Here is a 13238-nt window from a genome sequence, read left to right as displayed (position 1 = left end):
AATGACCCGCCCCTTGATCCGTAGAGCGTTCACCGCTGTGGCCGCAGCCCTATCACTGGTAAGTTTTGCCGCGCATGCGCAAACAGACCAGTACCCCAGCAAGCCCATTCGTCTCATCGTGCCGGTACCCCCAGGCGGCGGCTCTGATGCGATAGCCCGCACAGTGGCCCATCAGATGTCGCAATCAATGAAGACTTCTATCGTCGTTGATAACCGCCCTGGCGCTGGCGGCCTGATCGGCAGCGAAGCGGTTGCCAAAGCCTCACCAGACGGCTACACCTTGTTGATGATCAACAACGGCTTTGTCATCAACCCCTCGATATACAAAGTTCCATTCGATCCGGTGAAAGACTTTGTTCCTGTGACCATCCTTGCCAGCTCTCCCAACCTGTTGGTGGCTCACCCTTCGCTGCCGGCGAACAATGTGAAGGAACTGATTGATTTGGCCAAGCAAAAGCCAGGAACCATCCCTGTGGCTATCTCAGGAGGCCAGATGTCCCATTTGGCGGCGGCACTGCTTGAACAAGCCGCAAACATCGACCTCCAGCTAATTCCCTATAAGGGAGCGGGCGTCGGCAACAACGACCTGGTGGCCGGGAACGTCATGCTGTCATTCGGTACCACGCCAACCTACCTAGCAATGATCAAGGCCGGCAAGCTCAAAGCGCTGGGCCTTGGCGGCACAACGCCAATCGATTCCCTGCCCAACGTTCCATTGATAAACCAGACCTTGCCGGGCTTCGAAGCCAACACATGGTTTGGACTGTTTGCACCTGCTGGCACACCAAAAGCGGTGGTTGATCGCTTGCGCGCTGAGGTGGTTGCCGCACTGAATGCCCCCGCAGTCCAGGAGCGCATGAAAAACGATGGGTTTGTTGGCGGCTCAGGAATTTCCACAGCACAGTTTTCCGAGTTGATTCAAAAGGAAATGGCGAAGTGGAGTGCTGTAGTCAAACAGCGCAACATCAACGTGAACTGATTGGACCGAGGAGCTAGAAGCTTCAGATGAGCGGCCCCCCCGCGGCGGCCCCTCTCACAACACCAAGCTCAAACCTAATGCGCCTTGGCAGGCCGGGCTTTGATTTGGGTTTATTGGCAGAGTTACGGAGCTTTGGCCGGCTTTCGCCGCAACACAGCGGCCTCCGGGTAGGTCATCTTGCCCGTCAACAGCGGGGCATCACCCGCTTTGCCCTTGACGTACTGATCGAGAAACTCCAGCACGTAGGCATTGATGATGCCGTGTGCCGTGCGCGGATTCAGCATGTGCGGATCGTGCGGCTTGAATAGGCTGGTGTCGGAAAAGCTGCCGTGATCAGTGCGGTCAATGGTGATGTGATACCAGTCTGCGGTGCTTCTTTGCAGCATGGTCCAATAATGCAAGTTGGCCGCATGGCTCATCTCGACTCGGGCGGCGTCCGCTTCGACGTTCGTGCCCTTCCCTTGCGATACTTGCCTTTCTCCGGCAAACATCAGAAGAACCGGCCGATTGCTGCCCAAAGTGACCACGCCCTTCGGACCCAGCAACCCGTGCGGCCAACCGTCAAGGTTTGCCGCAGCCTTGATACGGCGTTCATCCCGAGAGGCTTGCAGGGAAGTGAAGCCACCAAGCGACCAGCCCAAAGAACCCACTCGGTCAAGATCCAGGCGACCGTGAAAACGGCTGCCAGGGTCTTTGTCGAGCTGAGTCAAACGATCAAGCACAAAGCTGATGTCGTTCACGTACAGGCTGACATCGGCCGTAGCCAACATTTTTTCAAGCTGCTCTCGGCGAGAGAGCGTTTCGCCTTCTGGCACTCTGCCAGCCCATTTCTTGCCGTCATTCACATACGATGATCCATCGGGAAAGCGGCGAATGGCGTTGGCACCAGAGTGCCCAATGGACACCACGACGTAGCCGTGGCTGGCGAGAAACTCTGTCTGAAAAGTCGCGCTGAAATGCGTATGAGCACCTCCGTGGTTGTAGATCAAAACCGGTAAACGTTCAGTGCCACCAACCAGCGGGGCCTCCAGAAAAGCTTGCGTTCGCACATGCGCCAGCTTGTGCACCCAGTGCTCAGGAGCATAAAGCTGGGGACTGATCGCGTAAGGCGCTCTGCGCGGATTTTCTGGAGCAGTTGCGGGATACCAAACCTGAACCATCAGCTTGCGGGCATCACCCGATATCAAGGTGCTTGGATCGTCAATGCCCTCATTGACCCACAGCGCCTCAAACGTGCCAACTGGACTCGGACCACGCCGTTCGCCGGAAAGCAGGCGCTCGGGATTTGGGGACGATGCAGCCTGCGTATCGTTAGCCCAAACGGCGGGGGGAGACATCCCGGCCATCATGGAGCCGCAAACAACGATCAGCACCCGGAAGATGCGCAAAAACCTTAAAGCATTCATCATCAAGATGGATGTTTGACTGGCGTCTGACTAGCCGGATACAGCTACAGCGCGAGCCCGTGCCGCGTGCAGCTTCTTATAGCTATCCATCAAGCGGTGATGCCTGTCGAGGCCCTCCAGCTTCGTGCTGGTTGGTGTGAGCCCGAAGAAGCGCACGGACCCAGCTACCGAACCCAGCACTGCGTCCATGCACGGGTTGCCGAACATCCTCCGAAAGTTGACCTCGTAATCGTCCAGTTCCAGGCCATCATCCAGTTGCACTTCCAGAACAGCATTCAGGGCTTGATAAAACAAGCCGCGCTCGACCGTGTTGTCGTTGTACTGCAGGAAAGCTTCGACAAGTTCTTGCGCTTCTTCAAATCGCTTCAACACCAGATTAATCAGCAGTTTCAGCTCCAGAACTGTCAATTGGCCCCAGGGCGTGTTCTCGTCAAACTCAATGCCAATCAGTGTGGCTATGTCTCCATAATCATCCAACTCATTGTTCTCCAGCCGCTTAAGTAGCGACTTCAAACCAGGGTTTTTGAGGCGGTGCAAATTCAGGATGTCATCACGAAATAGCAAAGCCTTGTTGGTGTTATCCCAGACCAGATCTTCCACTGGATAGACTTCTGAATAACCCGGAACCAAGATCCTGCAGGCCGTTGCGCCCAGCTGGTCATACACGGCCATGTACGCGGTTTTCCCCATTTCATCAAGAATGCCGAACAAGCCAGCAGCTTCGTCAGCATTCGAGCTTTCGCCTTTTCCGGAAAAATCCCAATCCACAAAATAGAAATCAGACTTGGCGCTGAAGAAACGCCAGGAGACTATGCCGCTGGAATCAATGAAGTGTTCAACGAAGTTGTTGGGCTCAGTTACGGCGTTGCTGTTGAAGGTGGGCCGTGGCAAATCGTTCAACCCCTCAAAGCTACGACCTTGCAGCAACTCCGTAAGACTGCGTTCCAGTGCGACCTCCAGCTTGGGATGAGCCCCAAAAGAGGCAAATACTCCGCCAGTGCGAGGATTCATCAAGGTGACGCACATCACGGGGTACTTCCCACCCAATGACGCATCCTTCACCAGCACGGGAAAGCCCTGCTCTTCCAGGCCCTTGATGCCGGCCAGAATGCCGGGGTATCTTGCCAACACCTGTTCTGGCACATCGGGCAGAGCCATTTCAGAGTTCAGAATGTCCCGCTTGACCGCACGCTCAAAGATCTCGGACAGGCATTGCACCTGAGCTTCAGCCAGCGTATTGCCTGCGCTCATGCCGTTGCTGACATAGAGGTTTTCAACAAGATTGGTCGGAAAGTAGACGGTCTGGCCGTCTGAATGACGCACAAACGGCAGCGAACATATGCCGCGCTTCACGTTACCTGAATTGGTGTCGTAGAGGTGCGAGGCGCGCAACTCATCATCAGGGTTAAAAATCTCCAGGCAGTATTCGTCGAGAATTTCTGCTGGTAATGCATCTTCAGGACCGGGCTTGAACCAGCGCTCGTTGGGGTAGTGCACAAAGGGTGCTGCCGCGATGTCTTCACCCCAAAACTGACCTGCATAGAAATGGTTGCAACTGAGCCGTTCGATGTACTCACCCAAGGCCGAGGCCAGCGCGCTTTCCTTTGTGGAACCCTTGCCGTTGGTGAAACACATGGGCGAATGCGCATCACGGATATGCAGGGACCACACATTAGGAATAATGTTGCGCCACGATGCAATCTCTATCTTGATGCCCAAGCCCGCCAACACTCCTGACATGTTGGCAATGGTCTGCTCCAATGGCAGATCCTTGCCGGCTATATAGGTACTCGCATCAGAATCCGGATTCAACGTCAGGAGCGCCTGGGCATCTGCATCCAGATTTTTAACTTCTTCAATGACAAACTCAGGCCCGGCCTGCACAACCTTCTTGACCGTGCAGCGCTCAATGGAGCGCAATATTCCTTGACGATCTTTCGCAGATATATCTTCCGGCAACTCCACCTGAATTTTGAATATTTGCTGATACCTGTCTTCAGGGTCAACAATATTGTTTTGCGATAGCCGAATATTTTCTGTTGGAATATTTCTAGTTGCGCAATACAGCTTCACAAAATAAGCCGCACACAAAGCTGAAGAAGCCAGAAAATAATCAAACGGTCCTGGCGCCGAGCCATCACCCTTATAGCGAATCGGCTGATCAGCCACCACTGTGAAGTCATCGAACTTAGCTTCTAGCCGGAGCTTATCGAGAAAATTGACCTTGATTTCCATAAAAACTCCAAGCGAAGCCCAAATTATTTCCCCAGGATTATCCTGGATATCCCGTGCAAATTCTCTTCAGCGAGAAATGGCCTTGCTACAGGCACCCGCCACGCCATGCAGCGCTCTGGGTCAGTACCTCAGGCGCGCATGCCAATCCATATCACCGCCTCCGTGGATGCTGTAACTATGGGTGATAGGACCCTTGGCCAGAATTGGCCAGTTGCAATGTGAGAAGCCGACTGATCGTGGTGCTGCCGTTCCTCCTCAACAATTGACTCGATGGCCTTGACCGCCGCTTCGTCTTTCCCAGCTAACTGATCGAGCTGTTGCTCAAGGTGACAAAGAACCACTCGCTCAACTGCCACCGTGGTTGCGGCAATGGCTCTACGACCAAAGGCTCCCGTGACCAAGCCGAGCGTGAAGCCGCCAATGCCGCAAAGCAAATAGCTGCGGCATCGAGGTTGGTGACGCCGCTGAAGTTCCGCCCAGAAGACCGCACGGTGTCTCTCTTCATGTGACTTGAACTCGACCAATTCTGCAACCATCTTCGGCGCTGTGATTCGGGCGAAGAAAATTTGCCCCGCGTAGATGTTGACAGCCCCGTTTTCACCTGCGTGGTTAACCTTGAGAACGCGAGACGCAAATTCGTGAACTTGGTTGGCTGGAATGGCGGACTCCATGAGGCCTGGTCTTCGATATGAGTGGCGGCTTGAGACCTTCCACTCAAGGAGAGGGTTAGCGAGAAATGTCGTCGACGCGTTCCGCAACCCAGCTTGAGCAGCTTGCCTTCATTTGGCAAACCCAAACCGAACCAGCGCCAGAAAAAATGCAAAAAGGAACCCGTAGCTGAACCGGTCTATACGCAGCACGGCCTGCCCTCGTTTTGCCCGCCAAGCACCCATGAGGCACATGAGCAACCCCACAACGACCGGCGTAACCACAAGGTTCACCAGACGCAAAGTCTCGCCGACCACGAAATGGGATGGGAACAACGCAACACTTATTCCACCCGCAGCCGCTCCAAACAATGCATACCCCAGCGCAGCTAACCATGGGTTGGGCGGTTTGCGAAACGGCTCTGCCAAAGAGTGAAGCCCAAGTTCGAAAAGCGCTTCACCAATTGCCTGGATAAGTATTTCCCCGATGATTTGGAAGATGAACTCGAACATTCTTGTGTGTACGTCTATTACATCAACGAGCGAACTCGGCAATGACAGGTGGAAATTTTAAGTGGCCTGGCGAATGCTTCGATCGAGGTCGGCTTGCGTAGCCCATACGACTCCGCACTCTCCGCATCCATACTCGAAATCGGTCACATCACTTATCCTCACGGCGTAGCCAGCGCATGCCGCCGTGGGACATCTGTAATTCGCTTCACTTGCAGCGGGCCCATTCTGAGCCTCAAACCGAAATGGAAATGTGAGCCCGCACCGATTGCAGTTCAGCATGAGTAGCTTCATTCCCTTGGCGCGTGACTCCTCAACAAAGCGTTCCTGATCGATATCCGCCGTGAAACGTTCATTGCAAGATTTGCATGTAATTTGCATACAGACTCTTGATAGCCGGAGACCCCCTCAGCAGTGCTAGTTGGGGCGCTGGATCTTGATGGCGCGATCGAACTCAACCGCCATCTCTGTGCGATGAAAGGTTTTGACGACCATGGTCTCAACCACAGCCGCAAGCGGAAGCCCGGAGTCGGCACTGAAATAGGCTGTGATGGCCAGTTCGCGCGGAACGATATCTTCGACGGGGATGGCGTAGCTATAGGAGCGCACCCTCAAACCGCTGTTAACGGACACGCCATGGCAAACCAGGCTATTGGGCTTGGGGGCGTTGAAATACGTCCCGTACAGGCCACGCTCGATCAAGGTGCTCATTTCAGCGGCCGGAACGGATTTCCAGTCGCCCTTCTCTTTCGTCCATCCTGTCTTGCCCATGTAGATCGCTTCCGTATCGCCGAGCGGTGACTTGTCGTTCAGATGAACCGCGTCAGGCGGAGCGAATTCATAAGTCTGGCTGGTTGGCTTTCCGGCATATTTTTTTCCGCCAACCTCGTTCGTAGTCTGGTTGCGCATGATCAAGCGATATGGGCCGGCTTCAAGCTTGGTTTTGTTCGCCTCCGTGAACTCGGTGACGCAATCGGCATAGGCTGCCCCTGCCGTCACCAACAAAACCGAAATGGCTGACGCCGCAAGCAATCTCATATCGCAATCCTTGAAATTCACCAAACTAGGAAGTGTTAACACGCCCTAAACCAAACCGTTCAATCCTTCTTGCTTGTACGGTACCAAAACATGGCGGTGAATCGACCAACAAAAAATGCCACCCCGGCATATAAAAGCAACAGCCCGGCAAAAATTGGCACTATGACCATGGCGGATGACACAGATTCACCGAACAACAGTCCAATCCCGCTAGCAACTCCGAAGGCGGCAAAGATTCCGCCCAAGTAAACGGCAAACGACGGGTTCATGAGCCAGCCCAGTACGAAACTGATCAAACAAACACCTGCTATACCAATTCGCGTGGCTGAAAGTGCGCTTGCAGCAAGAAAGAACAGCAACGCAAGCACCCCTGCGATGAAGGTTGACCGGGAATCAAACGCAAGCTTCACTGTTCGAACTTCAGGCTGTCGACAATAGACAAGGCTTTCTGTAGAACCGCACCATCTTTGTCATTCGAATAGAGCGTGAACAACACGACCTTTTTGCCCTGCAAGCGCACGCCTTGGGTATACAGCGTGAACTCCCCTGGCTTTGGAGTCTTATCTGTCAGGCGTGCATAAGCACCATCACGCTGCCGGCCAAAGCGAACAGCACTTACCTTGCCTTCGACCGATTGCGGTGCCGCGCGGGCCATGTTGCTCTGAATGTAGAGCTCCAGATCCTTGTCGATCAGCGCTTCCATCTCCATGTGGGCGAGATCGTTGACCAGGATTTCGAAATCGAACTCACCTGCTGTGGGTGGCTGGAGGCGGTAGAAGGTGGTTCCAAAATTGATGCGATGGCGCTCGACAGGCTTCCAATCTTTGGGCGCCGTCAAGCTGACTTTACCGACATTCACGTTCGTGAACGAACGCAATTCCTCGCCTTCAGCTCCGTGCGCAAAGGTGGTTATCAGGCAAAGAATGACGCTGGAGAAAAATGTTCGCATTGAATGATCACCGGTCATGTTGTAGCTGCTTCTCTGGATATTGATGGTCGCCGTTCCCGGTATCGGCGGCAAGCTTCCAACATCATAAGTTGCGCCTGTGCAGTGCAGCAGTCCTGAAATATTTAACTCCAGGAACGTCTCCAACCAAAGTAGAGCACTCCGAGTGAACGCGTTGAGACATCCAGCAAGTGAATGACGGACCTCAGAATTTGAGATTTGACCGTACAAAACCGCAGCCATACATTGGCGCCACGTCACGTCGACGGGTCGCCTCACGGGGACCAAACAAAAAAACCGACAGGAGTTTTTAGATGACCATGAGCTCGAAATCGTCCCGCAGAGTTTTTCTTGCCACTGCCTCTGCTGCGGCAGCCGCCTGTTTGCCATCCACAGCAGGAGCGGCAACGAATGCAGCGAAGGTTAAGCCTCTCAATGTCCGCCACAGCACCGGCTTCGTGAGCGATCCTTCGACTTACTACGAGGTAATCGAGCCAACAACGCCATCCAATAAGCCCCCTGTCATCATGATCCATGGTGGAGCGCACACCGGCTCCTGCTACATGACCACCGCAGATGGCCGCCCTGGTTGGGCCTATGCATTCGCGGCGAAAGGCTACAAAGTCATCGTCCCGGATTGGGCCGGGACCGGGCGCAGTGGGTACGTCCCTTTTGAAGATCTCACCGGGGAAATGGTGGTTCGAGGCTTGGGGAATATTTTGAAATCGCTCGATCGTCCCGCCGTGGTCATGACGCACTCCATGTCGGGTCCGTTTGGCTGGAAGCTGCTGGAGCTTTACGGAGATCGCATTGCATCCCTTGTGGCGATTGCACCCGGCGGTCCTGGCAACATCAGCGCACCTATCGAATTCATCTCTGAAACACCCGAACATGTGGAAGTGCGTTTCCTTCCGGGAGCCCCCTCGCTGAAACTCAGCCGTAAACAAGCGTTCGTTGCAGAAGCCGGATGGGCGAAGAAAAAACTCATCGGAACCAGCACACGGTTTCCGCAGGAGTATGTGAACGCCTATCTGGCCACATTGACGGTCATTCCGCAGCGCCTCCTGCTGGAGCGTGTCAATTTCGCCGGCAGCGCACCTGTGGTGAAGGACTTCACACATTACAAGGGTAAGAAGGTTGCCCTTGTAATGGGCACCGATGACGCCGATCACACCGTTGCGGTCGACAAGCCCATCGTGGACTGGCTCAATCAGAATGGCGCCAAAGCTGATTTCGTTGAACTCCGGCAGCATGGAGTCGTTGGTAACGGCCACATGATGATGCTCGAGAGTAACAGCAACCAGTTGGCCAACGGCATCGTCAGTTGGCTGGAAACCGGCAAGGGTGGCTGGTCCTGAGCACTCCATGGACTCTCCAGTCTCCCCATAGGGAGCTCAACACTGCATAGGCGTGGATTGGGTCGCTAGTACTAGCGGCCCTTTTTTACATGCACCATTGCTAGGCATTGCACTGGCAATCATGCACCGTTTGAAGGTGCTCCTCGCCCATGGCCATCCCCTCATGGTGCATTCACAGGGTCATCACACAAATCAATGCCGAGACTCCAAATTTGCAATTTGACCCTGTTAATGCCCACCTTTACATTGCCCTCATCCCACGTATGTCCAGTAAACGATCAGGAGAAACTCGATGGATTTGGTTCACAACGTAAATGACCACACATGGCGCGACGAGACTGAGCTCCCAGGCGCAAGAGGGTTTGAGTTCATAAAAATCGTTGGGGACGACCCAAGCTACACAAGTGCATTCAGCTGCGAGTACGTCCGCCTCGGACCCGATGACCACTCAGTGGTTCATATCGAGAAATGGAATCACCTTCTCTGGTTTGTCGAGGGCACCGGTGAGCTCATGATTGATGGTCAGACGTGGCAGGTCAGCCCGGGCAGCTACGCAAAAGTCAAGGCCGGGATGAAGCACTCTTTGCGGAACCTGGGCGGTACGGACATGAAGATCATCGCCGTGTACGACCCACCTCGCACCCGCGCTTGAACGTCACTACAAGGTCGGCGATTCCCTGGGGAATCTCTTCTCAAACTCACTGGAATTCACCATGTCTTCGAAGCCTCTTTTTCGTTCACTTGCCCTGGTAGCTGCGTGCCTGGTTTCATGGAATGCCCAAGCGCAGTCCTATCCAAACCGTCCGATCCGTTTCATCGTTCCCTACACACCAGGAGGTCTTCCGGATGTAGTGGCCCGAATTCTTGCCCAGCGCCTCGGGGAAAACATCAATCAGTCAGTCACGGTCGATAACAAGCCTGGTGCCATGGGTAGCGTGGCCGCGGCATCCCTTCTGACCTCACCAGCTGACGGGTACACATTCTTGCTGACTGACACAGCCATGCTGACTGTGGGGCCCTTGCTTCCAAGATCCTTGTCGTTTGATCCCAAGAAAGATCTGGTCCCAGTATCCCTCGTCGGAAACTCGCCCCTGTACTTGGCGATCAACCAGCAGACTCCGGCAACAAGCTTTGACGAATTCGCAGCTTACGCCAAGGCAAAACCTGGCGGCGTCAGTTACGGCTCATCTGGGCAGGGGACCATCCATCACTTGGCCGGCGAAGCCATGGGCATCTCCTTGAAGCTTCCAATGACGCATATCCCTTACAAAGGTAGTGCACCTTCTGTGACTGCGCTGGTGGCGGGACAAGTAGACATGGTTTTTACAGCCCATTCCAATGTCGCCGGGTTCGCAAAATCCGGTCAGGTCAAACTCCTTGCGGTCAGCACCGGGAAACGTTCCGCTACAACACCAGGAATACCCGCACTTGGCGAGACGATCGCAAGCTACGACTATTCCGTGACCATCGCCGTACTGGGTCGAAGCGGTATACCTGACGAAGTCATTGCTCGCATCAGCTCTGAGCTGGGGAATGTCATCAGGCGTCCAGACGTTCAGAAGCAGCTGCAGGGTTTGGGGATGACCCCGTCAGGGGCTGGTTCTGTTGAGCTGGCGAACGTTCTAAAAGATGAGTCAGGTCGCATGAGCGAGTTGTTCAAAACTGCAAAGATAAAAATCGACTGATTCACTCATCGAAGCCGTTCGGGGCTTGCTTTCGGCGAATGCTGAAAGCAAGCCCCCAAACGGCGATCAGTTTGTTGGGGCTCTGAAAATCAAACTTGGGGGAACGCCTACAAGTTTTCGGAAGCTCGCAGAGAAGGCGCTTATCGACCGGTAGCCCTGTTCCATTGCAACCTGGCCAATTGAATGGCCTGCAACGATCCGGGGCACGCTCATCACAAGGCCGGCTTGACGCCGCCATGCGGAGTAGCTCAGGCTGGTTTCACTCTTGAATGCTTTAACCCATGCCCGGGTAGGTCGGCTTTTCGGTTCCGAGCTCCCGGTGCCACCTGAAGAGCTGAAACCCAGAATCATTTCCAAGCACGTCTGTGCGAGTATCGGGTCCAGGGGTATTGGGAGGTGCAGTCGCGCCAAGGGCTGACGTTCAACTTCGTCGATGGTGAGTTCCGTTAGAAGTTTGAAGCGCTCACTCGTCTTCGCGGTTTGAGACATTGAGGCAAGAGACGCTATCAATTCAATACCCAATGAGCTGAGCTTGACAACGTGGCCGTGAGCTACGGAGATTTTCCCTGGGCTCACCTCGAGTTGCACTGAGGAAATTTTAGAACCCACGCTCAATTGACTCTGGAAGACGGTCCCGGCCGGTATGACCGCTGCATACCCTGGTGGTGCCAAGAGCACGCAGTCCTTTGCGCGTATCACCAGCACGCCCTCTAAAACGTGAATCAAACTCCAGCAGTGATGTGCCGAGTATTCACTGGCTACTGATGTTGGAAAGAACATCATCCCTGACACCACGCCTATGCGATTAACAACCAGTTTTCGACCGTGTCGCCAGATGTCCTGAGATCTTCCGCGCGCAGCGGTCCTGACATGATGCAGGACCGCCTAAGAAGACCTTAATCTTGATCCACAAAGCTGTGCGAGGTGATGATGTCCGGACTGCCTGAATACCAGATCAAGGCCATGAAGTCCTTGCTGAAATTGCCGCCGTGTTTTGCATTCGGAGCGCGGTAGGTATAGGTACCCTCCATGTTGGCGTAAGGTAAATCTCCGGGGGTGTGGTTCAGCATGTAAATGTGCTCATCACCATCACCTGGAACAAGCGCCACGTGCTTCACCGTCTTTCCGGGCCAGCCGTGAACCCACTTGAACAAGAATGTCCAGCCTGGAAATTCAGGAGACGGACGGCGCAGGACCTTCATCCATCCGCCATAGGGGCCTTCTGGCATTGGGGCGCCGGTGGCGTAGGTCGCCCAGGGCTCCCATTCGCACTCTTCAGTACGAACTACTGTGTTCATTGCTTTCTGCGACTTGATTTCTGGAACTGCACTCATTGGATATCTCCTTGCTGAAAAATCGGGGGTAATAGTTACTAAACACCTGGTCTGATCACCGGCTCTCTTATTCGTCGTCAACGAGTGCTTGCGGGTGATGAGCGCCGAAAAACTGATTCATAGGTCCAATACGAGCCTTTCTGACTTGCAACCAGAGACGCAGATCAGCATGGTCTTGTTGCTCGCCTTTTCTTCTTTGCTAAGCAGATCATCGCGATGGTCTATATCGCCTTCAAAAACGCGTGTTTCGCAAGCTCCGCAAACGCCCTCTTCGCATCCGAAATCCACATCAACGCCTGCATCCAGCATCACGCGAAGCACGGTCTTTCCTTCCGGCACATCAAGGGTCTTTCCGGACCGCCGCAGTTCCAGTTGAAAGGCGCGGCTTGCACCTGGCTCGTTGGTGTGCGTGGCTGCGAATCGTTCAATGGCTGCGTTGAGGTATCCCAGCTCCCCACAGCGGAGCAAAAACGAATCCAACATAGGGCTTGGTCCACAGCAATAGAGATGGCCTTGGGAATCACGGTTCGCCAACAATTTCTCCAGCGCAGGGGTGCTACCAACTTCATCATCAAAGTGCCATAGCACTTCAACCTTGCCTCGAACCAGTGCGGCAATCTCGGGAGCGAAAGCTGCCTCCTTGCGAGAACGCGCGCAGTAGATGAAGGTCACTTGCTTTTCCAACTCAACCAGACGCCGCAACATCGAGTACAGCGGCGTGACACCAATCCCTCCGGCTACAAGAACGAAGCTTTCCGCCGCTTCATTGAGTCTGAAGTTATTTCGGGGAGGCGAAATAGTCAGCTCCGTGCCAGGCAGCAAGTTATTGTTGATATAGCTAGATCCGCCTCGGCTACTTCTGTCGTTGGCCACCGCTACGACATACCGATGGCTTTCGTTCTGGTCATTGCATAGGGAATAGCTTCTCGTGATTCCGTTGGGCAGATGCAAGTCAATGTGCGCCCCTGCGGAGAACCGGGGAAGACTGGCGTCGTTTCCGGCAGGACGCAATTCAACGCTAACAACACCCTCCGCTTCTCTGCGGATCTGGTGGACGAGAGTTTTTATCAAAGAAGTAGACATTGATCTTTACGGGTTAC

The 13238-nt window shown here is 54.2% G+C and carries 14 protein-coding genes; 4 read left to right on the top strand and 10 right to left on the bottom strand.

The genetic code is table 11. From position 1 onward, the window contains the following. Position 1 precedes the first annotated feature (1 nt). On the top strand, positions 2–979 hold the full coding sequence (locus G518_RS0101320; protein ID WP_036593154.1) for a Bug family tripartite tricarboxylate transporter substrate binding protein: 978 nt from the start codon (positions 2–4) through the stop codon (positions 977–979). Between the two features lie 122 nt (positions 980–1101). Here the strand turns inward: G518_RS0101320 and G518_RS0101315 are convergent, their stop codons facing one another. The 7 genes from G518_RS0101315 to G518_RS0101280 all read right to left on the bottom strand — a co-directional run bounded on the left by G518_RS0101315 (position 1102) and on the right by G518_RS0101280 (position 8004). Further along, positions 1102–2385: an alpha/beta hydrolase family protein gene (locus G518_RS0101315; protein WP_169457882.1), complete on the bottom strand. Its 1284-nt coding sequence runs from the start codon at positions 2383–2385 to the stop codon at positions 1102–1104. A 30-nt stretch (positions 2386–2415) separates the two neighbouring features. Further along, positions 2416–4620: an OsmC domain/YcaO domain-containing protein gene (locus G518_RS0101310; RefSeq protein ID WP_028600977.1), complete on the bottom strand. Its 2205-nt coding sequence runs from the start codon at positions 4618–4620 to the stop codon at positions 2416–2418. A gap of 128 nt (positions 4621–4748) precedes the next feature. Beyond that, positions 4749–5291, bottom strand: coding sequence for a demethoxyubiquinone hydroxylase family protein (locus G518_RS0101305; protein ID WP_051235791.1), 543 nt, complete (start codon positions 5289–5291; stop codon positions 4749–4751). A gap of 108 nt (positions 5292–5399) precedes the next feature. Further along, positions 5400–5780 (bottom strand): hypothetical protein, encoded by a 381-nt coding sequence (locus G518_RS0101300; RefSeq protein WP_028600975.1) that lies wholly within the window; start codon positions 5778–5780, stop codon positions 5400–5402. 414 nt (positions 5781–6194) lie between these two features. Then, the gene (locus G518_RS0101290) at positions 6195–6815 is read right to left on the bottom strand and encodes a hypothetical protein (protein ID WP_156909232.1); all 621 of its coding nucleotides are present in this window, start codon (positions 6813–6815) and stop codon (positions 6195–6197) included. Between the two features lie 59 nt (positions 6816–6874). Beyond that, positions 6875–7225 carry a hypothetical protein gene (locus G518_RS0101285; RefSeq protein WP_028600972.1) on the bottom strand — a complete coding sequence of 117 codons (351 nt, stop codon included), beginning with the start codon at positions 7223–7225 and terminating at the stop codon, positions 6875–6877. Next, positions 7222–8004, bottom strand: coding sequence for a hypothetical protein (locus G518_RS0101280; RefSeq protein WP_156909231.1), 783 nt, complete (start codon positions 8002–8004; stop codon positions 7222–7224). Before G518_RS0101280 ends, G518_RS0101285 begins: the two co-directional genes overlap by 4 nt. A 71-nt stretch (positions 8005–8075) precedes the next feature. Between G518_RS0101280 and G518_RS0101275 the strand changes: the two genes are divergently transcribed. The 3 genes from G518_RS0101275 (at position 8076) to G518_RS0101265 (ending at position 10804) form a co-directional block, all read left to right on the top strand. After that, positions 8076–9119, top strand: coding sequence for an alpha/beta fold hydrolase (locus G518_RS0101275; protein WP_028600970.1), 1044 nt, complete (start codon positions 8076–8078; stop codon positions 9117–9119). 292 nt (positions 9120–9411) lie between these two features. Beyond that, positions 9412–9771: a cupin domain-containing protein gene (locus G518_RS33395; protein WP_051235790.1), complete on the top strand. Its 360-nt coding sequence runs from the start codon at positions 9412–9414 to the stop codon at positions 9769–9771. A gap of 61 nt (positions 9772–9832) precedes the next feature. Continuing rightward, a complete protein-coding gene (locus tag G518_RS0101265; RefSeq protein ID WP_028600969.1) occupies positions 9833–10804 on the top strand; it encodes a Bug family tripartite tricarboxylate transporter substrate binding protein in 972 nt (323 codons plus the stop codon). A gap of 66 nt (positions 10805–10870) precedes the next feature. On the opposite strand, the gene G518_RS41490 is transcribed toward G518_RS0101265, so the two are convergent. From G518_RS41490 to G518_RS0101250, 3 genes are all read right to left on the bottom strand, one after another. After that, positions 10871–11155, bottom strand: a complete 285-nt coding sequence (locus G518_RS41490) for a helix-turn-helix domain-containing protein (RefSeq protein WP_425414274.1) — start codon at positions 11153–11155, stop codon at positions 10871–10873. A gap of 545 nt (positions 11156–11700) precedes the next feature. After that, positions 11701–12138 carry a hypothetical protein gene (locus G518_RS0101255; protein WP_028600968.1) on the bottom strand — a complete coding sequence of 146 codons (438 nt, stop codon included), beginning with the start codon at positions 12136–12138 and terminating at the stop codon, positions 11701–11703. Between the two features lie 117 nt (positions 12139–12255). Next, a complete protein-coding gene (locus G518_RS0101250; RefSeq protein ID WP_028600967.1) occupies positions 12256–13221 on the bottom strand; it encodes a PDR/VanB family oxidoreductase in 966 nt (321 codons plus the stop codon). Between the last annotated feature and the right edge of the window lie 17 nt (positions 13222–13238).

The sequence above is a fragment of the Ottowia thiooxydans DSM 14619 genome (assembly GCF_000422885.1).
Classification (GTDB): domain Bacteria; phylum Pseudomonadota; class Gammaproteobacteria; order Burkholderiales; family Burkholderiaceae_C; genus Ottowia; species Ottowia thiooxydans.
Note: the sequence above shows the minus strand (reverse complement) of the source record. Positions and strands in the feature narration are given on the sequence as shown.